The following is a 24,939-nucleotide window of genomic DNA, read 5'->3' as shown; positions in this document are numbered from 1 at the left end:
AACTTCTCACTGCGTAAGACACCACATCACGTAACCCGAAGGGAGACATCATGAATTTAACGCGCACACCTCTATATGTTGCTGCATTCGCAACGACCTTTTTATCAGGTCTCGCCAGCGCAGAGGGCTTCTATATCACGGGTTTAGTGGGTAAAAGCTACCAAGCGACAGACTCAGAACCTTACGGTAACAACATCGCACAAGATGCCGATTTTCCAGGTAAGTTCGACGCAGGTGACGGCACGGTCAGCACCCTAGGGTTGGGTTATGTGATTAACGAACAATTCCGCATTGAAACGCGTTTGGGCTATCGCGAAGGCAAATTTAATAGCCAGCGTATAGGTACTGGTGCACGCACAGGTGAAGAATATGTGCTTAACGGCAAGCTCAAAAGCACCACATTGACCGTAGAAGGTTTCTACGACGTTGATACCGGCACGGCATTTACGCCTTACATCAAAGCGGGTGTGGGTGTAGCCCGAAACGAATATTCCGCACGTTTAGGTGGCGCAGGTGTTCAAGGTTTCTTTGATCAACTTGATGGAGCCGTGGACGGCTACTACGACGACTATGCTGATGAAACCTCAACCGAATTTACCTGGAACCTGGGTGTCGGTGCGAGCTATGCCATTACTGATCAACTCAGTCTAATCGGTGAGTATCAATATATTTCATTGGGTGATGCTGGCACGGGTGTGGATTCGCTTGATTTTGGCTCTGGCGAAACCAATGACGGTTTCCGTATCGATGAAGCAACCGCACATGAAGTGCAATTAGGCTTGCGTTACCACTTCTAAGTAAACCCCAATACTCAGTCACGGAGCGATGTTATGACCACGAAACAGAAAATCAGCGCACTATTTGCCTTCATTTTGTCATCTTCTTTTGTGCAAACATCCTTCGCGACTGACGTTGAAACGTTACCAACAAGAACCAGCCCAGTCCCTGCTACGACAAACAGCGTGCCGCATGTTCAGCTTGGCGGGGAATCAACCCCTGCCTTGCTAAAGGATTTGATGGCCCGAGCATCTCGCATTCCCGGCGTAGATGTCCGCGAGACGGTGATTTCCATGTCAGGGACAAAAGGGTTCTGGATTGAAGAGCACGTAACACTGGCGAACCCACAATCCATTGTGGGTGGTCGCGAATTCGCCCACATGCACCCTGATGGCAGCTTACATGCCTCACTGCCTCCTGCTCTCGCCCAAAAGGCAGTTAACGCGGGTTGGGCCATTCCTCACCCTTGGGCAAACAAACGATTAGGTTGGGAGGGGTTTGTAATGATTTACACACCTACCACAGACAGCGAAGTCGATACCGTTTATCAACTCGTGCTGGCGTCTTTTGATTTCGTCACTGGACAGAAATTGTCCTCACTTCAATAACCGTTTTCTCTCGCTACGCCATTTCTCACCATGTTAAACAGGAGCTATTCCTCATGACGACGAGCATGACAACGAAAATTCGTAGAGCAGCAATCAACCCGCGCACCGCACTTATTGGCGCGTTATGTTTAGGTGTTACTGCCTGCCACAACAACCAGATAAAACTCAGCAATTCAGATGTCGATTTTTCTAATTGCCGCGAAATCGCTGGCGGCATTGTGGTCGCAAAAGCCGATTTACAATCGCAAGTGCCTGACGGCATCACAGTAAATAGCCTGACCGACATGGGATTTGTGTTTGAAGGGTCAGACGATCAAGGCATGCTGATTGTGCGCTCGCTCTCGTGTGAAGCCATTCAAGTCACCGATTCAAAAGACAGAGTAAGAACAGATAACAACGTTGCTTTTGTACATGTGGGCACACCAATTAATGTATCAAACCTTCCGGCCACCACGTACTCAAACGACAGCGTAAATGGCGCAGATTTCAACATTTACGCGCTCAGCTACCAAACCTCATCGCCAGCTTACTTCGGTGCAATGAAACGCGCGGGGATGCAGAACATTGATTTGAATGAAGGCATCGTCAATGAACTCACTGACAACGATCCCAACACGTGCAGCACGGCCAACTTGAAAGTTAACGTGCCAGGTGAGAGCCAATACGCGTTAGGCATTACAGGTGATGTTGTTGAAGCCACGGCTGAATGCCATGTGGGTGGCGCTGATTTCATTGCAAACTGGTGGTCTGTCGATAAACACGATCGTGTCACTGCGTTAAGTAATGAGGTTATTGATCAAACCTTCACCGACACCGCAGGCCCTGATGTGTTTGTTGTCACCAATGATGGCACGACCATCAATGAACTGATTGGTACAAACCGCAGCGCATTTACAGGCTTTTCAGGCAGCGGTTACATCCCGTCTGAAGGGCTTGGCAACGTTGACATGGTGGCGGAAGCGTTGGGACCACTAAACTGATCGTGCTTACTCTTAACCCCGAAAAAGGTAAAAAGACATAGATGTTCATTCATGCGTAGAGAGTGCGTTACCTATGCACTTCACAACCTCTGCGCTTTCAAAAAATAGCTGCTGATCTCCACGGCCCAGCAGCTTTTCTTTCAGGTTAATTTGATTTATCCAAAGAGGTTCTGTTTTCATTATCCAAATGTAAAAACGGAAGAGTGTATGCAAAACCTCTCTTTTTTATTTATGTTTTTATCCCTCGGAAAAATAAGAAAAAAGACCACAGAATTTTAATAACAACCCGCCTTTTCTCACCAAAGAAAATAAACCGTCACCTATACCCAATAAAAACACACCATATGCACTTTATTGAAAAATAAAATCACCCAATAAATTCTCATTTATTAAATGATTTCAATTACTTTGAGACAAACACGCGTCGCCTTTCCCTGTTCTTTCATCCACCTCAAAATAACGCCAGCCAAAACAACATGTTAAAACTAATTTTCCTATTTTTTACATTTTTGAAATAAACTCAGAATGTCGTGGGTCTCTTTAATTGGATTCGACATACGTCAATACCAGATGGTGGCAGTGCTCTCAATTCTATTCACTTTTTGAGCACATCAATGGCTACTCATTCTTAATAAATATTGGAGATAGACCATGAACAATATCGCAAAAACTAGCACATTCGCATCTGTAGCACTGGCTCTAGCAATGAGCGCAAGCGTATCAGCCGCTGAACTTCCAGCAGGCAGCTCAGGCTCAGCGATTGGCGCTGGTGACAAAGTTCACTGTTACGGCATTCACTCTTGTAAAGGCAACTCAGACTGTAAAACTGCTGAAAATGCGTGTAAAGGTCAGAACGTTTGTGCAGGTCACGGCTTTAAAGCAATGGAAGCGAAAGAGTGCCTGAACCAAGGCGGCACTATCTCTGATATCGGTTAATTGTTAGGAGAATGGAAATGACTTCAGGCTTTGGCTTAGGATTACGCACTCAACATTACAACGATTTTTTGACTGCGCCGCAGCCGGTAGATTGGCTCGAAGTCATTTCCGATAATTACATGGTCGATGGCGGCAAGCCATTGACCATGCTTGACCGCATACGTGCCGACTACCCCATGGCAATGCATGGTGTGTCCATGTCGATAGGCTCAATCAATGGCCTTGATGCTGACTACCTAAAACGCCTCAAAAAACTTGAGCAACGCATAGAACCCATGTGGGTGTCTGATCACCTTTGCTGGACAGGCGTGCATGGGCGAAAGCTCCATGATTTAATGCCCCTGCCCTTTACACAAGAAGCGCTCGACGTGGTGATCCGCAACGTTCACCAAGCGCAAGATGCACTTCAACGTCCTTTGGTGTTAGAAAACGTTTCTAGCTACGTTGAATTTACCTCGTCAGAAATGACGGAATGGGAATTTCTCGCGGCCATTCATAAAGCCACCGGCGCAAAGCTGCTGTTGGATATCAACAATATCTACGTTAGTGCTTTTAACCACGGCTTCTCGTCAAAAGAATTTCTCAACGGGATTCCCATTGGCAGTGTTCAACAATTCCATTTAGCGGGTCACCAAAATAACGGCGACCACTTGATCGACACACACGATCACCCCGTGTGCGACAGTGTTTGGACACTCTATGAACAAGCCCTCGCTCGATTTGGGGAAACCCCTACCATGATTGAACGCGACGACAATATTCCGCTGCTCACCGAGCTTCTGGAAGAGCTCGATACCGCGCGAGCCATTGCACAAACTATCCTGCATCCAAAGGTTGCCCTATGAATCTATTAGCGATACAAGACGACTTTCAACGCACTGTATTGGCGAAAGAAAGCGCAGGCGCGGATTGGGTGACCAAATCGACACACGGTATTACACCGGAACACCGCATTGCTATTTATCACAACGCGTATCGTGTGCGGTTAATGGATGTGCTTTGGGATACGTTTGAACATACCGCGACCTACCTTGGCGACAATTGGTTTCGCCAGTTAGCCGCTGACTATGTGCAGACGCACCATTCCACTTTCAACAACATCGGCTTGTACGGTCAAACGTTCACGACATTTTTGGCTGAACAGCTTCCCAATGATTTGGAAGTGGCTGAGTTGGCGACACTGGATTGGACATTGCGACGCGCCTTCGACGGCGGCAACAGCACAGTGATGACCATGGACAATCTGCAGCGACTTGCCTGCAGTGACCCAGAAAATTTCGCGCTACACCCTGTCGCGACCCTGACCATCAATACCCTGCAATTCAACACGCTGGAAATCTGGCATGCCATCGATCAGGATGAAACACCGCCCGAGGTTGCGCCGTTGCCTCACGCCATCGATATACTGATTTGGCGCAAAGGCGATTCGCCGCATTTTCGCAGCATTTCACCGTTGGAATCCGCCGCGATTGGCTATGTGCGCGAGGGCTACACGCTGAATGATATTGGCGCGAAACTGGTGGAGAGCTTCCCAGAAGAAGACGTGTCGATGATATTCGGCCAGCTACTCCAACAATGGATTGGCGATGAAGTGCTGGCGGTAAAATCATAACGGTGACGAATGAGAAAAGCTTATTTCACTTTGATGGGTATTTGCAGTGAAAAGGTGACACCGCCAGTATCAGACAGATCAATGTCTCGGATCATTTCTACCAAAACGCCTGTTACATCAACAGACAGTTGCTCTTGTTCTGTACGCTGAAATAAAGATTCAATGGCAGCGATATAACCGATATCCGACGCCACATAGACATCACAACACAAAAAATACCCTTCTTGGATAACGTTATCGTATTCCTCATTGTCCACCTGCCAATCGCCAATCACAGTTTCAATTTCTTCCCATGATTTCTCTATGTCTTTGATCGGCGTAATGCCCATGAGCCGAACAGCTTTCTCACCATAGGCATTGAATACCTTGTCCCAGTTGCGGTCATCAAGGGCTATCTTTTTCATCCCTCTTTGCGGGTACCAAACCAACTCGGTCGGCATCGCTTGCGCTAATTCTTGCTCCAGCGTGTTTCCTTCGCCCGGGTGCGCCAACTTGTTCATCAACGCCACCGTTTCATTCGCGGTGGATGTAATCCCCATTTTCCGGATCTGTTTTGCAGTCACACCCAATTCACGTTTAAGCGCTTTCCCCAATGCTTGAGAGGAAGAAAAGCCGCAATGTTGTGCGATTTCAGTGATGGTCCAAGGTGCATTTTTCATCAACAGATTCACTGCCCGCTGTAATCGCAGTCGGCCTAAGTAATGCCCGGGCGTTTCATGGAACAGATCCGTAAATTGACGATGAAAATGATAAGGAGAAATAGCACTTTTCGTGGCAATTTGTTCCCATGAAAGCTGATCATCAAGATGTTTGTGCATCAAAGTCAGTGCATGTATGAAGCGTTTACGCAAATGCTCAGGAAGTTGTTCGAGCAAGGCAACTTCAGGAACGAGGTAAAAAGGGGATGGGGGTTCAGTCATTGGTGCCAGAAAGCATGGGACAATAAGGTTACTATCGCCCCAATACTCCCTAAAATCAATTACACAGCGCTCAAAGACAACTCATCGGCCACTTTCGGTAACTTGCGTGTTGTCATCCCCAGCAACACAGGAATCAAAATCAAGGTAACGACAGTTGCAAACAACTCACCAAACACCAAAGAAACAGCGGCTGGTTTTAAATACTGTGCCTGCTCAGCCGTTTCGCTAAGCAGCGGAATCAATCCACACACCGTGGTGATCGTGGTCAGAAATATCGCCCGAAAGCGGCTTGTTCCCGCAGTGATCAAAGCGTCTTTTAATGGCATGCCATGTCGATACTCTTCGTTGAACCGCGTAATGAGCACCAAGGAATCGTTGATAACGATTCCTGTCATTGCCATCATGCCAAACATCGACAACAAGCTGATCGGCAAATCCATCACGTAGTGCCCGAATATCGCCCCAGCAAACCCAAAAGGGATTATCGCCATGATAATAAATGGCTGCCAATAGGACTGGAGCGGCACCGCAAGCAAGATGTAAATCAACAAAAGTGTCAGCACCATCGCTGATGTAAACCCATCAGATACATCATCGATTTCTTCAAATTCTCCCCCCGCTTTGATCTCCACATCAGGATATTGGAGGTGCAATGTTTCGATCGTCTTTTCTAGCTGAATAAGTGTCTGTTCTGGCGCTTGGATATCGCGATTTTGTTTCCAATACAGATTCACCACCTGTTCGCGATTTCGACGATGAATGATCTGCGTTTCTTGCTCGTGTTGGAATGTCGCAATGTCGCCTAAGGGAACGCTCTCACCATTCGGCAATTTGACCAAAGCTTGTGCTAATTGCGCTAGCGTTTTACGTTCCTCTCGCGGGTATTTGAGCAGCAACTTAGTCTCTATACCTTGCTCCAATAAGCGATGGATCTCACGTTCTCCAAAGGCTTCTCCGGCCAACCGTGCCAATGTCGCTTGCGTCACCCCTAATTGCTGACCAAACGCATTTAGCACTATGCGTACCTGAGGCTGTCCGGACTTCCCATCGTCATAAATGTCGGTGACACCTGGCAACGTTTCAAGTGTTTGAGCCAGTTGGCCCGCTACGCGTTTCGCTAACTCTCGATCTCTGGATGAAATAGACACATACGTGCCACCGATTGGTGAATCCGCAGCACTGAATTGCACGGAATACGCACCTTCAATGGCGCCCGTTTGCGCCCGCCACTGATCAATCACCACGTTCCCAGGCAATACACTTAATGCTTCATGGGTTAACTCTACGGTGATTTCTATACTGCCATGACCATCCGACCAAGCCAGCACGTTCACCAACGGTGACACAACCAGTGGATAGTCATCTTTCAATGCCTGTGCAACGGCCTCAATAGCGGATTCCGTTTGAAACAATGCCTGTTGTTGCAGTGGCAATGGCGCGCCGTCTTCCAGCGAGATTTTTGCCGTGACATAACGACCTGGAATATCGGGGAAAATAGCGCTTCTTATCGATCCTGTTGACCACATCCCATAGGCCAGCACCACGGCTGCAACAAACCCTAATAGCGACGCTAACTTGTATTCTAACGCCACTTTTAACAGGGGTTTGTAGACATGCATGTTGACTGTTTTTAACCCTTGCTGGGCGGCTTTTTGAACGCGCCCGATTGCACTTTTTGATGGTTTTTGCGGGGACAGGTGCGCCAAATGTGAGGGTAAAAATAGCTTGCTTTCAATCAGGGAGAAGATCAGCGCAAAAATGACGACCGCAGAAAAACCTGCCAGCACTTTGGCTAAATCGTTATCGATCCAAAGCATGGGCGAGAATGCCGCGATGGTCGTCAATACACCAAACACGGTCGCAACAGATACCGAATGCACCCCTTGCCACGCGGCCTCTTGACCATTTAGCCCTTTTGCGCGTTCATCATAAATGGATTCACCAACCACCACAGCATCATCGACCAATATCCCCAGCACTAAGATGAAACCAAACAAGGTAATATCATTAAGGCTATAGTTTGCCAATTGCATGGCCCCTAGCGTGCCAGCCAAAGCAACGGGGATTCCCACAGCCACCCAAAACGCGAGCTTCAGTTCAAGAAAGAGACCAAGCAATAAGATGATGATTGCCAACCCCTGCCACGCATTGTCGCCCAACCTGAAAAGCTGATCCTCAATATAGGGGGCCATATCCGCCATTGTGTCTAACGCAATGTCCGATGGCAGAATGTGACGTTGTGCCGCCAAGGTTTCTTCTATGGCCTTGCTGACGCTCAGTAAATTGTCGGTCTGGCTGGTGCTGATCAACAAAGCAATGGCGTTCTGTCCATTGTTTCTTACAATTGCACCGCTTTGCTCATAACCTCGGCGTAACGTGGCAATCTCACCCAGATACACCGTACCCGCGGGTCCAGCGACAATCGCTAATCGATGTAGCTTTTGAATATCATCTGCGTAACCATCGCCGCGAATGATCATACGGCCTTTATCACTGACTAATTCACCCGTGCGGGACTCCAGCGACCGCTGTTCAATAAGCGTCGCCAAATCATCTAAACTGAGCCCCAGTTTTTTAAGCTCTGCAGGGTCTGGTTCTATAACCAATTCTGGGAAGCGACTGCCCCAGTTCGTAACATTTGAGATCTGAGCATGCTTCTTAAGTGCCTGTTCGACTTGCCTCGCAATGGGCTGTAATTCGTGGTCACTGCGCGGAGCAGACACCACAACAAATGCAGCAAGATTAGTAAATTCATTTCGGACAACTTGCGGTTTTTCTGCCTGTGTGGGAAACGCACTAATGGTATTCACCCGGTTGCGAATGTCATCCAGCAATTGATTAAGATCAGCACTGCTGGTTTTTCGCACCACCACGCTCGACTGCCCTGCACTTGATTGACTGGTGATGTGTTTGATGCCCGCCACGCCGCTAATGGCTTCTTCAATTCGCTGTGTAACGCTTTCATCAATCTGCTTGGCTGTGCCTCCGGGATACGCCACAGTGATCATGACTGACGAAGGCGCAATCTGAGGAAAGGATTCAACCCGTAATTGCCCAGCAGCCATCACACCACTCACAATAATGGCAATCATCAACAGGTTCGCGCCAACAGGATTATGAATGAACCACTTGGTGAGCCAATTCATTGCGCCACCTCCTGCACGTTCAAGCGCTGAGGAGAAACATGCTTACCGGGCAACATGGACATCAACGGATACGCCACTACACGGCGCGGATTATCCCGCTCAGTATCAAAGCGAACAAACACCTTATCTTGAACTTGCCCGACGGGCGTGACCCACTCTTTTTGCAGGCGATCTTGCTTGTCTATCGTCCAAACATAACCATCGCGTGTCATCGCACTCAACGGCAAGGCAGAAACCTGTTGTTGCTCCCCCAAATTGACGACCACACTGACCTGCTGATTGGGAAGAAGGCGAGGCTCGTGCTGGTAAGGATAGCTGACCGATAACACCACCTTTCTTTGACGCGTTGCTTTATCAGCTTGTGGAGACACATAGCGTACATCTGCCGGCCATTCATTTGCGCTGCGATCAACAATGCGAATCTCAGGCACAATCAATGCAGATTGCACCTTCTGCCAATCCATTTCTGACACAGGCAATTCAATATCTATTGACGCACTCGCCGCCAATTCAAATGCGACTTGCCCAGCAACCAACCATTCTCCCGGACTGATGTTGCGACGCATGATCACAGCATCAAACGGTGCAACAATATTCGCGTCTCTTAGCAAAACATCCGCGCTCTCATAGGCTTGCTTGGCTCTGTTTAATTCTGCTTTTGCAGCAGCAACTTGAGGCTCCTTTCGTGCAAATGGCGAGCTTTTTGTGAGCGATAGCATACGCAATGCTACCGTCTGTTCATGCTCTGCTTTTTTAAGGTTTAATTCCGCTTGTTTGAGGTCACTGTTTGCCTGCGCCATATTGGATACCAACAGACTGGTATTTAAACGTGCTAACTCCGTGCCTTTCTGCACCAATATGCCCGGCTCAATGTTTGGATTTAGCCACGCCAATCTGGCGCTGCTGGAAGCTTTCAACTGCACAGGCCAGCGCGCCGAGGTTGTCGCCAACAAGGTTAAACTCGATGCATGTGCACTTGGGGTAACGTCTAGTACAGACACGGGGGCTAACACTGGCGGCTTTTCTTTCACCTTTTGCACGTCTGGCTCGAGTTCGTCAACAATCACCAAGGCAAAAAAAATCGCGAGACACCCAGCACCAACCGCAAGAATCTTTTTACGCTTCATGAGGTACCTCCTTGAATATCGACAGCAAGGCAACCGGCGAGAAGAGGCGGATATGGCGTAAGGATAAGATGATGGTTTTACTCAGTGACATAATGAACCCGACCAATGAATGTCGCGCCAGTATTGCCAATTATGTTAGAAAAAAAGTGTCCCAACTTGCTGTTTTAAATATTCCAGCCACTGGTGTTTTGATTGCGTGAGATTGCGAGATTGCGAGATTGCGAGATTGCGAGATTGCGAGATTGCGAGATTGCGAGATTGCGAGATTGCGAGATTGCGAGATTGCGAGATTGCGAATCAGTGTGGGGGCAGTCCCTGAATCAGGGCAAGAAAAACCACCACACTGTCCCTAATTAATCACGATCTCTTTCTGCTTTTTCTCGCCTCTCACAATCTCAATCCCGCTTTTTGCTTTACCCTCTCTCGTTCTTCCTAGGGCCGAGGTCCTGCTCTTCCCGCTTCCCCTTTCGCGTCATAAACATCAAGGTCAGCAACACCGCCACCAACAAACCACTGCCCATCAACAAGGCATAGTCTTCAAGTCGCAGGATGGAATATAACAGCGCATACAAACCGACAAGCATAGACAGCATGACCACGCCTCTACCCACACTTCTCGTGGCACTGCCGACATACGCGGGAATGCTTAGCAGTGGAATGCTCGCCGCCATCATGAATGCCATGGTGAAGCTCAAATGTTCTGAAAGCGCTAACAACACCAAATAAAACAGCGTCATCGCCGCACCTACCATGGCGTATTGAAGTGCCGACAAACTTTGCGCTTTGCCCTTCTTCATGCCGAGTTCGAACATCATCAATACGATAAACGTCAGGGCAACAAACAGCAGACCGTATTTCAGCGAGCGTTCAATTTTTCCGTAGTGTGTGTTTGGCTCAAAGAGCTGTGTATAGGCATTGGCTTCTTCAAGGTTGACGCTCGAATCATCAACAAATACCTGCGGGTAATTGCGGCTCAAATGACTGATATCCCACTCCGCTGAAAAGCCGCCTTCATTGATGTGTCTCGCTGAAGGAAGTGCGCCACTGAAGCTCGGGTGCGGCCAATCGGTATGCAGTTGGATTGTTGAGTTTTCACCCAAGGGTAAAAAGCCAATTCCCTGCGAGCCACGGAGGCGAAGTTTGAAATCAAGGGTAAACGGCTTCGGCGTTTCAGCTAATGAAACCGGACGGTGAAAGCCTCTTTCTAGCGCCGTCGTGCTCAATCCTGTGCCAGACATTAAGCTGGCATTAGAGGTTGCTCCTTCCCCAATCACTTCAAACATATCTACACCGTCGATCGCCTTATTAGCCGACAACCCAAACACCAAACGTGCGGAATCAAAATGGAAGGTTTCAAGGTTGGCGATATTGGGAAGCTCGAAATCAAACTGCGCTTTGCCCTCGATCTTGCTTTGATAGACCAGCGATTGATAAATGCCACGGTGTCGGAAGTCATGCGCCAGCCCCGCTTTTAAATCGAGTGTTTTCGGCAAGAACACCACCTCGCCATACCGGCGTGTTCTGCGCTCGCTGACTTCTTTCACTTCCCCCTCACCCGTCGCCACTTCCTGTATCACTACATAGGTATAAGGCAGCACCAGCACTGGCCCCGCCAAGGTTTGCTCGCTCCCCCAAGACTGACCAATTTCATTGACCACGTCTTTGTACAAATACTCTCGCTCATTGGCCATGTCATGCACCATTGAGAGCGGCACAATCGCGAGCAAACAAAGGGTCAGCGCCAGCACGCCTTTTAATAGCAATGAACTGCGGGCCTGCATTTCAGGGATATCGAGATTTATGTTCATTCGGTTCAGTCCTGTTTTCACGAGAATAAAGGCACCAAAACCAAACACAGCGATAAGCAAGAGGGCAAACAGCCCGAAGATTAATTCTGTCATGGGTCTTCCTTGCATGGAGAGGATTAAGTGATCGTCGAGAGAACATTAAACCAAACCGATGAAGTCACAGGCTGGCAATGTGGTGATCAATTGTGGCGAGAATATGGCGGGTAGTATTGTTAAGGCTTTGAACACCCGCGAACAGGTTCAACACTGAAAGTAACGATGAGGAGGTCATCCCTCCTCATCCTTTAACTTTTAAATTAGAAAGCTCGCCCCCAGCCTCCTTTGTAGAACTCACGAACAAGACCAGTGCTTGTCGCACAGTAAGCTCTTAATCCATCGTCATTCATGAGCAATCTTACACAGCCCTGAGGCGATTGGGTTACAAGCTGCCATTCACCATTAAAGAACTTATTGAGATTGATTTTTTGGTAATCTCTCTGGTTCCAGAGAATTAAATCCCCATAAGCGTTATACCCTAAATAAAGAGGGTTTGCTGGAATGTCAACTTCTTGCCAGGTGGTGCCTAGATCTGTGCTTTTGTAGCTATCAGAAAATATTCCAGCAGGCAGCCACATCGTCATACTTCCGTCTTTGTGTAATGCCATACCATGCAGATCATCTAACAGTTTACTCTGCGTTGAAACTCTACTATTTATGTCCACTTTCACAAAGTTATCACCTGGGAAAGCAATATAAATTTCGTTGTTATTATTGATAAGCGTAGGATTAAAACTCGCAGCATAGATAGCGTCAGTTTCCACAGATACTAACGTGTTAATTTTCTGATTGTCATATTCAAATAAAGAAACATTAGGTTTTACACTGGCATTAGCCCTATATTTATCAAAAGCCTCACCCGCCGCAGGCTTCCATGCACCAATATAAATTTTCGAATTAATTTCTTTTATGTCAAAGATCATCTCATCAGAATTCAATCTAAACATCTCATTCCATGAATCACCACCATCAGGGGACACAATAACAACACCGGAGTCTAATGCGGCATAAATATGGTTATTCTCTGAGATATCTAACGCAACAACAGCATGTATTGAACCGGTATCAATAATCGACGGGTTACTTTTTCTATCACCCCAAACTTTAATCTTACCAAAATAGGTTCCAATATAATCTTTACCGTCTTTTCCTGAAGCGATAGCGCCAGTTACAGGGAGATAGTGCTGGTATTTTTTAAGCGTATCATAGTGATCTTTTCCTTCACGAAAAACACCTGAAGCTCTCGTTCGTTGCGATTCCTTCTCGTAATCAACGATGAGATCTGCAATCAAGCCTTGCCCTGTCGAACCATACTCAATCTTTCCAACGACGACAGGTTTATTCGATGATGTCCAAGATACTTTCGGCGCATTTTTAAATAAGTCTACGTTATCTGAAATGACTTTTGGCGTAAAATCTTGCTCTCGAGGTAAAGAAAGAAGTGAATACGTTTCCCCCCCTAAGCTTAAAGGGACCAAGGTATTAAGATCAGTAATTCCCCCCGTCTTAACTTCAAATGGTAGAAATGCATCCTTTCTAAGCTCAACGCTATCTAGAGTAAGTACTGTTTGAACAAGTAATGCTGCTATTCTATAGCTTCCAGGCTCAACCCACCGCCAAATGTTTTTACTCTTCCTTACATCATGACCCGTTGTAAGGAAGTATGATTTACCATCATCTCTTTCTATTTCTATGCCTACAGACAAAGGTGAATTAAACGAAGCGACAAGTACACCTTGACTTTTTATTTCCACACTTGGATCTGGCTCTGGTATAAGCTTACATCCACTTAGAAAAAACAATATCGAAAAACTAACAAGCAATAATTTTAAACTAGCCAACATAAAGTCCTTTTATTTAAATACAGCCAATCCAACAAAACTCCACACAAGGCGGGGTTTTCATCATTCTCCTTAAATGACTATGATGGGTCAGCACCTTTGTCCACAGGCTTAGGCCCTTCCTTTAACTTCTGATAAGCGAATGACAACGTGACAACCGCAATTATCGTGATGACATGACTAAAAAAGGTAAAGATCGCATCAGGAACACCGAGAAGTCCCAGAGGGATTAAGAAGAAGCTAAAAATCAGCGGTGCTATTGCGACGACGCAGAGCATGTAGAAAGTTCGCTGCGCTGTCAGATTCCATGCATATGGGAATGACACGGCTTTGCCGAGAGCAATGGCTGGAAACACGAGGCAGAGGCGGCATGCAAGAATCCCCCCGATAATCGCAAGCACACCAACAAGCGCACCAATAAAGGGGGCTAACAAGAAGACCGCATACACCGCGAACCAAAGACTGAGATAGTGGGCCAAAAACCATAGCTCTATCTTACCAATCTTGAAACGCCCCCACGTCGGTACCGACTCTTCTCCTTCCAGCACAACACGGTGAACGTTTATCGCGATGATTGAGCTCAGAATTGCCTCAATGAATATCACTGAATAACTGAACGATTCGCTTTGCAATTCAATCGCGACCAATTGCAGTAAAATTGAAATCAAAATGGGGATAATGGTAATGCGTAAAAGCGCCATTTTGTGCCGAAACGTAAACCAAAACGCAGCAGAAAGCGTGTCACCAAACATCTGGATATCCTTATCAATCCATTGAACAAACTCGCTTTCTCAGCAAGCGATACGCGCATTGTTAACGCTAACCCAATTTAGTTTACAGGGGTTACTCAATCCTAAGACCACACGGAAATAATCGCGGTTTGGGTAGGGTGGGAATTGCGTCTTAATCGCCTCATTTCTTTGAATGCGTATAAGATATTAGACAAAACGAAGTTGATAACAATTATCGTTTAAAGTTGAAACACGAATTGTTATATTATAACAATTCGTGTTCACGTGAAGTTGGTGTTGTGCCCGTTTTTCATTGTGTTACAGCATCTGCGCGCTGTGCATTTTTACTCCTTATTTTAGTTCTGGGGTTAAATGCTGTTTCTTTGTACCACGAAGCCGATACATCTGAAGATTTTCACGCAACACACCACTGCACGGTTTTTGATTCCATTCATCATGCGGTGATCTACGCGTCTACTTCGATCCCCCCGACTATCGTTCTTGAAGTGCTCGACACGCCCGAACATGGAACCGCGTTTCTCAGCGAGAGTTGCACCCCAAGAATGCGCTCCCCGCCATTTTCATAACGTTCTGACACAATCATTACTCCCCATTTTTTATAACGTTAAAGGAATACGTTAGGCACACTCATGACTGATATCTCATACGCCGATGTGGCAAAAAAGAAAAAAACTGTTCGATTGTTCGTTTATGGCGCGATCATTATTGCTGCCATTGCTGCGTGGTTCTCCATGCAGACACCTTCAACCGTCACTCCTGAAAAATCAAACACCTTATCCATCAGTGGACCTTGGGAAATCTCAAGCCTCGATCCCTCCAAACAAGGCTACATTCTCACCCGCATGCAAGTTATCGAAACCTTGTTGAATGTGAATGAGAAAGGCGAAATCACGTCTGGCTTAGCAACGGAGTGGCGCGTAAGCGTGGATGGCTTGGATTGGATACTTACGCTGAAAGATGGCGTGGTGTTTCATGACGGGACAGCGATGGACGTAAACACCGTTGTGGACAGTCTTAACAACGCCTTGAAAAAGCACGGTACGCTGAAAAAAGCCTCGATTGAAAGCATCAAAGCGCTGGGTGACAACCAAATCCAATTTCATTTGAGCGAACCTTACGTTGCCTTTCCCGCCCTTCTTACTAACTATTCGACGGCCATCATTGCGCCTGCTTCTTACAACGAGGCCGGAGAGGTTGCGACGCTCTATGGCACGGGCCCTTACCAGATGGAAAGCTTCGAACCGCCACACAAGCTAACCGTGAAGAAGTTTGGCGACTATTGGGGCGACAACGCCAACATCACGTTCGCAACCTACCTGACAGGGCACCGTCCTGAAAGCCGTATTCTTCAAGCCAAATCCGGTGAGGCTGACATTGTGTTTACCCTCGCCCCTGCCATGATCCCGCAATTGGCTGAAACCACAGACGTTGACGTTCACAGCAACCTTATCCCCCGCACCTTGTTTGTAAAACTCAACAACGGGCATCCTTTCCTTGATGATGTGCGTGCACGTAAAGCCCTGAGCATGGCAATAAACCGTGCGGCGATTGCGAAAAACGTGTTGAGCGCAGAAGGGTCTGAAACCGCACAAATCATGCCGAGTTCGATGTCTCAATGGTATATAGCAGATTTGCCGAATGATGAGTTTGACCAAGCTGAAGCCAAAGCACTATTCACAGAAATGGGCTGGGAAGCCGACGAGAATGGAAAACTCACCCGTGATGGCAAACCTTTCCAAATTCGATTAATCACCTATGCCGATCGCCCTGAGCTCGCCACCGTCGCAACAGCGATTCAAGCACAGTGGGCGGAGCTTGGCGTGGATTTGATTGTCGATATTACCAACTCAAGCATGATCCCCGCAGGGCACGCAGACGGCTCGCTCGAGATGGCGCTGATTGCACGTAACTTTGGCTTCATTGCAGACCCTCTTCCTATCATCAGTACCGATTTTTCTAACGGTGGGGGCGATTGGGGCACCATGAACTGGGAAAACGCCGAGGTAGATGCTGCCATCGCAGAGCTCATGCAAACCCGCGACACAGCAAGAAGCACGGTACTGAGCCAACACGTCGCGAAAGCAATCCACGAAGATTACCCCGTGCTGCCTATTTCCAGTTATAGCCAGCACACCGCGGTAAACAGCCGTGTTCAAGGCTTCGCGTTTGATCCGTTTGAGCGCAATTACTTCATCAGCCAAATGGACTTTAAGTAAGCATGCTTTCGCTGATTAAAAAGCGGTTATTCCAATTGGTTCTCGTGGCGTGGGGGGTTGGTACCCTCACGTTCATCATGATGAGAAGCTTACCCGGTGATATGGCTTACCGCATTGCGGCAAGCCGATACGGGCAAGACAACGTGGATACCGCCGCTGCTAACTTGGTGCGCGAAGAATTGAACCTCGACCAAGGCTGGGTGAGCAGTTATGTAAGCTGGTTGATGGATCTGATGCAATTTAACCTTGGCAATTCACTCGTGAGCGGATTACCGGTGAGCGAAGCCGTTGCCCACCTGCTCGGCCATTCGCTACTGCTCGCAGTGTTTGGGATTTTGCTGTCTTCACTGATTGCCGTGCCCTTAGGAATTTGGTCAGCCAAAAAAGGCGGCGCCATTAACAGTGCGCTTGTTTGGCTGTCCACCTGCACCAAAGCACTGCCTGTGTTTGTACTGGGGTTGGTGCTGATCCTGATCTTTGCGATGGAATGGCAATTGCTTCCTGTCGCAGGCTTTGGTACCTGGCAGCACCTCGTACTGCCCGCCCTCACACTGGGTATTAGCTTGGCGGCAGTGTCTAACCGCGTTGTGCATGCCAGCACACTCAACGTGTTGAATTCGCCTTTCTATCAATTCTCCCGTGTTAAAGGATTATCGGAAGTACAAACCTTTCTCCGCCATGGCGTAAGAAACATGGCCGTGCCCGTGATTGCCTTTATCGGCATTCAACTGGTGAGCGTGATTGAAGGCATTGTGATGATCGAATCCCTGTTTTCATGGCCGGGCGTTGGGCACGGTTTAGCACACGCCATTTTTGCGCGAGACATTCCCGTAATTCAAGGCTGTGCGCTGGCAATGGGCATTTTGTTTGTGGTGCTAAACAGCATTATCGACCTCGCCTGTTATTGGATCGATCCGAGAGGGAGAGAAGCACAATGATGAAAAATCTCACGCCTCGACAACGTATCGGGCTATCCATTTTGTTCGTGCTGTTTGGTTTTGCACTTTGCGTTAGCTGGCTATCGCCTTACACCATTGAACAACAAAACCTCACGATGACACTGCTTCCACCTGATAGTGTGCATTGGTTAGGTACTGATCACTTCGGGCGAGACATGGCAACGCGCCTTGCCAGTGCCATTGCGCTGTCTTTCTCGTTAAGTTTGCTCTGCGTCATCACCTCCTCCGTGTTGGGCGTTGCCCTTGGTGTGTGCTCAGCATGGGCAGGAGGTCGCGTTGAACAAGCCTTGGACGTATTGGTGAACATTCTGCTCGCTTTACCCGGTTTGGTCATGGTGCTATTGCTCGCCGCCATCGCGCCGGGTTCATTCCTTGTGCTTTATTTGGCGATTTCACTGGTTCAGTGGGTCGAGTATTACCGCGTCACCCGCGTCATCACTCGCACCAAAATCAATAGCCCGGAAAGGCAACTCTCCGCCATGATGGGGTTTGGAAAGTGGTATCAATTTAAACGCCATATCTGGCCAGCCATTTTGCCTTCGATACTCACCATGGCCGCTTTTGGGGGGGCAAACGCCATCCTCATGATGGCATCACTTGGTTTTGTCGCTGTTGGTATTCAGCCGCCGCTCGCAGAACTTGGATTAATGAGTGTCGAACTCTTCCCGTTCTATATCGAAGCACCGTGGGTGTTGGCGCAACCTTTGGTTGTGGTCGCATTGCTGGTGTTAGGTTTTCATCTTTTAGCAGGAACAGGCGATGACCCCATTAATTCAATTGACTGATCTGTCGATCACCGCCGGGGATGTGTCGCTGCTTGAGCCACTCTCGTTATCGTTATTTCAGGACAAACCGCTAACCATTTTGGGTCAAACTGGTTCTGGAAAAAGCCTGTTAGCGCAAGCGATCATTGGCTTGTTACCCGCAACATTACAGCAATACGGTCGCGTCGAAATCATGGGGAAATCCCATGATGTTCCCGCATTAAAAACGCTTTGGGGGAAACAGATGATCATGTTGCCCCAAGAGCCTTGGCGCGCGTTAGATCCGCTGATGCAAAGCTACCAACAAGTGGCCGAAGTTTACGAGTGTGTACATGAACAAAACCCTGAATCCGCGTTTGAAAACGCGATACACGATTTGGATGAGTTGGGGCTAAAATCCAGTGCGTTGAAACGACCCGGCCAGCTTTCTGGTGGCATGGCGCAACGTTTGGCCGTGGCGGCCGCCACAGCAGGCGGCGCAACCTTGATTCTGGCGGATGAACCCACCAAAGGGCTCGATGTTAGCCGCAGGGATGACATCATTCAGCTTTTGATAAAAAGCGCCCAAGGTGGCGGCTTGCTCACAATTACCCATGATATCGACGTTGCCCGCCAAATTGGGGGCGACATCATTGTGATGAAAGAAGGCACTGTGGTTGAGCAAGGCACAGCGGCACAAGTGCTCGAAGCGCCGCAACATACATACACCCAAGCCCTGATTGCCGCTGATCCTCGCCATTGGCAGAAAAGCGAATACCCGCAAGCACTCACCAAACCTGTTTTAACCGCAGAGATGTTAAGTATTGGTCGGAACAACCAAGCATTAGCGAAAGACATTTCTTTCACGCTTCACGCAGGTGAAGTCATGGGTGTGGTTGGCGATAGCGGCTGCGGTAAAAGCACATTGGGTGACACGCTGCTTGGGCTGCTTCCGCCTTTGGAAGGCAACATCAAAAAGCCGAATGAAAACGCCACCCCTTATCAATGGCTCAAGCTGTTTCAAGACCCTCCATCCGCGGTGACATCTAGCGTCACGCTTGGGACACTGCTGGACGATCTGCTCACGCTTCACAGCATTGATAAACAGAAGGTCGCGCCCTTAATGGAAAAACTCAAACTAGCCCCTGAGCTGCTTGAAAGACGCAGTACCTCAGTCTCTGGCGGCGAGCTACAGCGTTTTTCCATTCTTCGTGCGCTACTGCTCGACCCTGTGTTCTTGTTCGCTGATGAACCCACTTCTCGACTCGACCCGATCATTGCCAAGGAAGTGACAGAGATTTTAATTTCCCTAGCCAAAGAGCAAGGCTGCGCCGTGTTGTTGGTCAGCCATGATAAGAATCTTATCGAGAAGCGCTGTGACTCGGTGATTAGTTTGGGTGCTACAAAAGCGGTTTAACAGACAAAAGAAAAAACCTGACGTTGCCCTTCTCTTGTTTCCCAAAAAAACAAAGAGAGAAGGGCAAGGTTGTGGTCTTCGCTTATTTGACGAACAAGAACCCAACAAAAGCGATGAGCGCGATGACAACAACGAAGGCAAATAAGGAATAGACTAACGGCTTAAAATAGCCCCAAACGAAACCCAGTATTGAAACGCCATTTTCCGTTCTTGCCCCTCTCACGCCAAATACTGCGCATGCTATAAAGTAAATCAAAGGCAACGCGCTGCTAAAGGATTCGGATCGCGGACGCCCCAGTTTCACTTCCATAAAATATTGCCAATATAGATACGCAAAAATGTATGCTGACGAAAATACAATCAGCAATCCAAATACCACACTGCCCTTCCAAAAATTCACGAACTCATCCTTAAGTAAGCCAACATCAAGGTCTCATTGCGCCTTGAGTCATCGTTATTATTTACAATTGGTTAGCAGACATACTAAGTATTTCATTTACACATTTTGTGCATTTATTGAGACATTCAACACTCCTTCTCTCAGCACGTTTTTCCTTCTAGGTCGATGCACCTCGCGAATCTTTTCGCGCGACCATTCTCAAAACCCGCACGCCCATGCTTTGCAAATTCCCTTACGCTAACGCTCTCTGTGCCAAACCGATTGAAACGTCTATCTTTTCAATAACAGCCATCACTGAGTGATCCATGAACCTTAAACGAATCGAAACTTTTGTCTTGGTCGCGACGCTTCGTAGCTTTCGAAAAGCGGCTGAACAACAATTCACCACTCAACCGGCAATTTCATCCCGCATTGCAGGGCTGGAAAAAGAACTTGGCGTAACCTTGTTTGATCGCGAAGCATCGCCGATTTCATTGACGGCAAAGGGGCGAGAGCTATTGCCTTATGCTGAAAAGATGCTGATCTCGGCGGAGCAATTTGAGCGCCGTGCAGAGAACAATGCGCTATTGAGCGGCACCTTGCGATTAGGGGTATCGGAATCCATTGTGCATACTTGGCTTACGGCGTTCTTGCGCTGCTTGCATGACAAATTTCCTAGCTTGGACATAGATGTGACCGTCGATGTGACGTCAAACCTGCGCCATGATTTACTCGATAGAACTTTGGATTTGGCGTTTTTGATGGGGCCCATTTCAGAGCCTTCTGTAACGAATTTACCTTTGTGCAGCTACCCGCTAGCGTGGGTTGCGAGCCCTTCAATTGCATTGCCCGATTCCGTAGAATCTCTGGAACACCTCGCGCCTTGGCCCATCATTACCTACGCCCGCAATACCCTGCCATTTTGTGAAATCAAAGAGCACGTGGCGCAGGCCGATGTGTCTGGCGTGCATTTCTTCACATCCAGTTCGTTGTCAGCATGTTTACGAATGACGGCAGATGGGCTTGGTGTAGCCACCTTGCCGATGGCGATTGCCGCACCTGAAATTGCATCAGGCAGGTTGAGGACGGTGGAATGCAACTGGACGCCCTCCCCGTTAGAATTTACCGCATCCTTCATGCGCGCGCCCTTGAATGGCGCGGCACAAGAAGCGGCGAAGTTAGCCACGCAAGTCGCGGCTCGTCATGCTGGAGAGCACACGCTGATTGAGTAAGTCTGTGTGTTTAAGGGGGTGTTTGTTCAGCGTTGATCAGCGTTTGAGGTCGATAATCATGTTCATGCCAACGCTGCCACACACTTGGATCGATACTGACATTCAAAGCAGGTAAATCCCCTCTACCGAGATTGAACGCACGATAGAAACGTCCGTTTTCATCCCCCTTGCCACGAAAGCGCTGAAAGGTGGCATACAAACCGCGAATAAACTCATGAAAGGAATCGCGGGGTTGTTTGCGCCAAGGCTCCTTCGTGAACACATGCTGCGACATGTCTAAATCAAGCCCCAGCCCCATCGCTTTTTCTGCCATCCAACCGAAGGGAATTTCACGCAAGGTATCGTTAGGATAGCCGCCGCCCACGTTAGCATGAGCGCCAATAAACCAGCGCTGTTCGACCTCTTCAATCGGCCTCATCTCGGTGTTTGCATTGCATGTCCACAGCGCCGTGTTGTAAGCGCTTCGGTGTTCATCTAACGCCATGGCATGAAAGGCATGTTTGATGCTGTCAGACAGCGTCGTATCGTGCCAGCTGAACACGCCTTTTTCCGACAAAATCGTACCCGGCACACCCAGTGCGCCCACCGTGTCCCACACGCCCATAAAGTGAATATCAACGTCGCGGCTGAAATCGCGTCGAAAGTTCACACACTCTTCGGAGTCCCGTGTCAGCGATGGGTTGCTATAGAGCGCCATGGCGCGTTTTAGCAAATCAGGCGTGACAATGTTCAACAGGCCACACAGGCGAATGATCCCGCCCAAGCTGCGGGCTGTGTATGCACCACGACTGAACCCAAATACCCAAATTTCTTCTTGAGAGTGGCAGTGTTTGGCGAGCCATTCATACCCTTGGAGGAGGTTTTTCGTTAACCCCCAGCCAGATATACCGCCTAGCAAACGGGTGACGGCGGAGGTGCCTACCCCCGGATCATAGAAAAAACGCTGACGCACACCCTTTTCATCAAAGGGCTTAATGCACTTGGCGAGTCTGAAGACGTTGGTTTGGTCTTGTGGGTCATTCCACGTGCCGTCGAACAGCACGATGAGGCGTTGCTGATGTTTTTCTCTAGATGGATGTTCTCTTTCACTGTCGCTCGTCATAAATACCTCCAGCGACCAAGGTCTACATTCTGTCAAAGCGACCGTGACCTGTTCGTGTTTTTTGCGTCAATGGCATCCTTCAGGTGCTGCGTTGTTCCATGCTTTGGACGTTTTATCTAGAAATTTTATGCACTCACCGAGTGCAAAGGATACGCAAGGTCGAGACAAATCGAGTGGTTTCACAAACATATTCCCAAATAACACGTTTAAAACAGCCCATCTCGTGACGAATTGCAGATGTATCGCAGCCTTTGGCTACCGATTAATTTTTTTTATGGCAAAAGGTAAAAAACTATAATTGGACGGAATGACACCAAACTGCAACATTTAATTAACACAACAAATCACTGTAAGGGTTAAGGATGACGACCACGTTACCGACAGGCATGGAACGTCCTATCGCATTTATGCAGCGTGACGCCGCATTGGCGGAAGCACGTAATCTGAGAACGAAAATCCGCCGCGGCGAATTTCAAGACGCCACCAGCGGCTACGCATCAGGCTTAGCGCAAGGCAACGTGGTGATTTTACCCAAGAATTGGGCGGATGATTTCCTCTTGTTCTGCCAGAAAAACCCCATTGCTTGCCCTTTACTTGCGGTGTCGCTTCCCGGTCAACCTTTACTCGATGCACTGGGCGATGACATTGATATTCGTTCTGACGTCCCTGAATACCGTGTGTTTCGACACGGTGAGTTCACCAAAGAAACACAAAACATTCGCGACTTATGGCGTCCAGACATGGTGACCTTTGTGCTTGGCTGTTCTTTCTCATTTGAAGATGCACTGATGCGCGCTGGACTGTCGCTTCGTAACATCGAAAACCAGTCCAACGTCTCTATGTATCAAACGAACATTCCCGCGAACCCAAGCCAGCATTTCAGCGGTAACTTAGTGGTGTCTATGCGCCCCTTTACGCCGGCCGATGCCATTCGCGCGATTCAAATTACATCGCGTTTGCCGAAATCTCACGGTGCGCCGATTCACTTTGGCAACCCAGAAATGATCGGTATCAGCGACATTTCCTCACCCGACTTTGGCGACCCAGTAACCATTAAAGACGATGAAATTCCCGTATTTTGGGCGTGCGGTGTGACGCCACAGTTGGCGATTGCGAATGCTCGTCCCCCCATTGCGATCACTCACGCGCCAGGGAAGATGCTCGTGACTGATATCAGTACTGAACAACTCTCAATTCTTTAACGAACACATGTGAAAAGGAGACTTCCAATGAAGTTGTTGAAAACCCTGCTACCTGCCATGGTCGTGTCATTCTCCGCATTGACCGCCTCTTCTGCGATTGCTGCTCAGTGGCACATGCCGACACCGTATGGTGACGCAAACCTGCCAACCAAAATTGCCTATGACTTTGCAGAGCAAGTTAAAGCATCCACAGACGGCGACGTCGACATTACCGTGCACTCAGGCGCATCGCTCATGAAGCACCCTGAAATCCCACGCGCCGTGCGTACGGGTCAAGTACAGCTTGGTGAAGTGTTCATTGGCATCATGGGTAACACCCACCCTATTTTTAAGCACGACAATATTCCTTTCCTTGCCACGGACTACGAACAAGCTCAGAAACTGTGGGAAGCGGCAAAGCCTGAAATTGAAAAGCAGTTGAGCAAAGAAGGCATGATCTTGCTTTACACCGTGCCTTGGCCTGCACAAAGCCTTTACACCAAGAAGCCTGTGAACGCGCTGGCGGACATCAAGGGCACCAAGATGCGCGCTTACAGCCCATCAACGTCACGTTTGGCAGATCTCATGAACACCACGCCAACCACGGTACAAGTGCCAGACATTCCACAAGCATTCAGCACGGGCATTATCGATGCGATGATCACATCTCCTTCAACGGGTGCGAACGGTCAAGCATGGGATTACCTGAGCCACTTCAATGAAATCAAAGCGTGGATCCCGAAGAACTTCGTTGTCGTGAACAAGCGTGCGTTTAAACGCCTCGACAAAGACGATCAAAAAGCCATTCTTGATGCGGCTGCAAAAGCAGAAGCGCGAGGATGGAACGAAGTCACAGCACAAGAAGCAAAAGACACAAAAACCCTTGCTGATAACGGCATCGTGGTGTCTCAACCTTCTGCGCAATTGCTGGGTGAACTGCAAGCCATTGGTCAAACCATGACGAACGAGTGGGAACAAGAAAATCCTGCCGCATTGACACCCGTATTGAGCGCCTACAGTGCCCAATAACCGCTAACAAATAGACTGCACGCACTCAACATCAGCCTTGGCTAGGTATGCATTCAAAACGGTGTGATGCAGCAATAAAAAGACGTGTGCCCCTGTCACTTGGCTTTGTATCACGCGGTGAGTTCGCCGCGAGTTGTA

The 24,939-nt window shown here is 48.3% G+C and carries 22 protein-coding genes; 14 read left to right on the top strand and 8 right to left on the bottom strand.

The annotated features are described in order from the left end of the window. Positions 1 to 50 precede the first annotated feature (50 nt). The 6 genes from EQP46_RS10060 to EQP46_RS10035 all read left to right on the top strand — a co-directional run bounded on the left by EQP46_RS10060 (position 51) and on the right by EQP46_RS10035 (position 4,913). Complete coding sequence (locus EQP46_RS10060) at positions 51 to 797, top strand: outer membrane protein (protein ID WP_129493518.1); 747 nt, start codon at positions 51 to 53, stop codon at positions 795 to 797. A 33-nt stretch (positions 798 to 830) separates the two neighbouring features. Next, entirely contained in the window at positions 831 to 1,385 is a 555-nt protein-coding gene (locus EQP46_RS10055) for a luciferase domain-containing protein (protein WP_129493517.1), read from the top strand. Between the two features lie 53 nt (positions 1,386 to 1,438). Continuing rightward, positions 1,439 to 2,365, top strand: coding sequence for a hypothetical protein (locus EQP46_RS10050; protein ID WP_129493516.1), 927 nt, complete (start codon positions 1,439 to 1,441; stop codon positions 2,363 to 2,365). 651 nt (positions 2,366 to 3,016) lie between these two features. After that, entirely contained in the window at positions 3,017 to 3,301 is a 285-nt protein-coding gene (gene bufA2, locus EQP46_RS10045; RefSeq protein WP_129493515.1) for a BufA2 family periplasmic bufferin-type metallophore, read from the top strand. Positions 3,302 to 3,318: 17 nt separating this feature from the next. Further along, positions 3,319 to 4,146, top strand: a complete 828-nt coding sequence (gene bufB / locus EQP46_RS10040; RefSeq protein ID WP_129493514.1) for an MNIO family bufferin maturase — start codon at positions 3,319 to 3,321, stop codon at positions 4,144 to 4,146. Next, entirely contained in the window at positions 4,143 to 4,913 is a 771-nt protein-coding gene (locus EQP46_RS10035) for an HvfC/BufC N-terminal domain-containing protein (RefSeq protein ID WP_129493513.1), read from the top strand. The genes bufB and EQP46_RS10035 overlap by 4 nt, the downstream gene beginning before the upstream one ends. Before the next feature lie 20 nt (positions 4,914 to 4,933). Here EQP46_RS10035 and EQP46_RS10030 read toward each other — a convergent pair whose 3' ends face one another. From EQP46_RS10030 to EQP46_RS10020, 3 genes are read right to left on the bottom strand one after another with little or no spacing between them, the layout of a single operon-like run. Beyond that, positions 4,934 to 5,833 (bottom strand): helix-turn-helix domain-containing protein, encoded by a 900-nt coding sequence (locus EQP46_RS10030; RefSeq protein ID WP_017011689.1) that lies wholly within the window; start codon positions 5,831 to 5,833, stop codon positions 4,934 to 4,936. 59 nt (positions 5,834 to 5,892) lie between these two features. Next, entirely contained in the window at positions 5,893 to 8,979 is a 3,087-nt protein-coding gene (locus EQP46_RS10025; RefSeq protein WP_129493512.1) for an efflux RND transporter permease subunit, read from the bottom strand. Continuing rightward, a complete protein-coding gene (locus EQP46_RS10020) occupies positions 8,976 to 10,106 on the bottom strand; it encodes an efflux RND transporter periplasmic adaptor subunit (RefSeq protein WP_129493511.1) in 1,131 nt (376 codons plus the stop codon). The genes EQP46_RS10025 and EQP46_RS10020 overlap by 4 nt, the downstream gene beginning before the upstream one ends. A gap of 11 nt (positions 10,107 to 10,117) precedes the next feature. Here EQP46_RS10020 and EQP46_RS10015 point away from each other — a divergent pair, with 11 nt between their 5' ends. Beyond that, on the top strand, positions 10,118 to 10,306 hold the full coding sequence (locus tag EQP46_RS10015) for a hypothetical protein (protein ID WP_129493510.1): 189 nt from the start codon (positions 10,118 to 10,120) through the stop codon (positions 10,304 to 10,306). Between the two features lie 213 nt (positions 10,307 to 10,519). Here the strand turns inward: EQP46_RS10015 and creD are convergent, their stop codons facing one another. From creD to EQP46_RS10000, 3 genes are all read right to left on the bottom strand, one after another. Further along, positions 10,520 to 12,007 (bottom strand): cell envelope integrity protein CreD, encoded by a 1,488-nt coding sequence (creD, locus tag EQP46_RS10010; protein ID WP_129493509.1) that lies wholly within the window; start codon positions 12,005 to 12,007, stop codon positions 10,520 to 10,522. A gap of 203 nt (positions 12,008 to 12,210) precedes the next feature. Beyond that, positions 12,211 to 13,791 (bottom strand): beta propeller repeat protein, encoded by a 1,581-nt coding sequence (locus EQP46_RS10005; RefSeq protein ID WP_161972857.1) that lies wholly within the window; start codon positions 13,789 to 13,791, stop codon positions 12,211 to 12,213. A gap of 80 nt (positions 13,792 to 13,871) precedes the next feature. Then, entirely contained in the window at positions 13,872 to 14,543 is a 672-nt protein-coding gene (locus EQP46_RS10000) for a hypothetical protein (RefSeq protein WP_129493507.1), read from the bottom strand. A 629-nt stretch (positions 14,544 to 15,172) separates the two neighbouring features. Here EQP46_RS10000 and EQP46_RS09990 point away from each other — a divergent pair. The 4 genes from EQP46_RS09990 to EQP46_RS09975 are packed head-to-tail and all read left to right on the top strand — an operon-like array spanning position 15,173 to position 19,878. Next, positions 15,173 to 16,759 carry an ABC transporter substrate-binding protein gene (locus EQP46_RS09990; protein WP_129493505.1) on the top strand — a complete coding sequence of 529 codons (1,587 nt, stop codon included), beginning with the start codon at positions 15,173 to 15,175 and terminating at the stop codon, positions 16,757 to 16,759. Between the two features lie 2 nt (positions 16,760 to 16,761). After that, a complete protein-coding gene (locus EQP46_RS09985) occupies positions 16,762 to 17,697 on the top strand; it encodes an ABC transporter permease (RefSeq protein ID WP_129493504.1) in 936 nt (311 codons plus the stop codon). Continuing rightward, the gene (locus tag EQP46_RS09980; RefSeq protein WP_129493503.1) at positions 17,694 to 18,503 is read left to right on the top strand and encodes an ABC transporter permease; all 810 of its coding nucleotides are present in this window, start codon (positions 17,694 to 17,696) and stop codon (positions 18,501 to 18,503) included. The genes EQP46_RS09985 and EQP46_RS09980 overlap by 4 nt, the downstream gene beginning before the upstream one ends. After that, positions 18,478 to 19,878 (top strand): ABC transporter ATP-binding protein, encoded by a 1,401-nt coding sequence (locus tag EQP46_RS09975; protein WP_129493502.1) that lies wholly within the window; start codon positions 18,478 to 18,480, stop codon positions 19,876 to 19,878. Before EQP46_RS09980 ends, EQP46_RS09975 begins: the two co-directional genes overlap by 26 nt. A gap of 82 nt (positions 19,879 to 19,960) precedes the next feature. Here EQP46_RS09975 and EQP46_RS09970 read toward each other — a convergent pair whose 3' ends face one another. Then, positions 19,961 to 20,278, bottom strand: coding sequence for a hypothetical protein (locus EQP46_RS09970; protein ID WP_129493501.1), 318 nt, complete (start codon positions 20,276 to 20,278; stop codon positions 19,961 to 19,963). Positions 20,279 to 20,583: 305 nt separating this feature from the next. Here EQP46_RS09970 and EQP46_RS09965 point away from each other — a divergent pair, with 305 nt between their 5' ends. After that, complete coding sequence (locus EQP46_RS09965) at positions 20,584 to 21,489, top strand: LysR family transcriptional regulator (RefSeq protein ID WP_129493500.1); 906 nt, start codon at positions 20,584 to 20,586, stop codon at positions 21,487 to 21,489. Positions 21,490 to 21,499: 10 nt separating this feature from the next. Here EQP46_RS09965 and EQP46_RS09960 read toward each other — a convergent pair whose 3' ends face one another. Beyond that, positions 21,500 to 22,591 (bottom strand): DUF2235 domain-containing protein, encoded by a 1,092-nt coding sequence (locus EQP46_RS09960; RefSeq protein WP_129493499.1) that lies wholly within the window; start codon positions 22,589 to 22,591, stop codon positions 21,500 to 21,502. Positions 22,592 to 22,977: 386 nt separating this feature from the next. Here EQP46_RS09960 and EQP46_RS09955 point away from each other — a divergent pair, with 386 nt between their 5' ends. Both EQP46_RS09955 and EQP46_RS09950 read left to right on the top strand, forming a co-directional pair. Continuing rightward, complete coding sequence (locus EQP46_RS09955) at positions 22,978 to 23,793, top strand: putative hydro-lyase (protein ID WP_129493741.1); 816 nt, start codon at positions 22,978 to 22,980, stop codon at positions 23,791 to 23,793. 27 nt (positions 23,794 to 23,820) lie between these two features. After that, on the top strand, positions 23,821 to 24,801 hold the full coding sequence (locus EQP46_RS09950; RefSeq protein WP_129493498.1) for a TRAP transporter substrate-binding protein: 981 nt from the start codon (positions 23,821 to 23,823) through the stop codon (positions 24,799 to 24,801). Positions 24,802 to 24,939: the final 138 nt, after the last annotated feature.

Origin of the sequence: Enterovibrio baiacu, from assembly GCF_004120195.1 — a bacterium.
GTDB classification, from domain to species: Bacteria; Pseudomonadota; Gammaproteobacteria; order Enterobacterales; family Vibrionaceae; genus Enterovibrio; species Enterovibrio baiacui.
The sequence above is the reverse complement of the archived record's forward strand: the minus strand, read 5'-3'. Positions and strand labels throughout refer to the sequence as shown.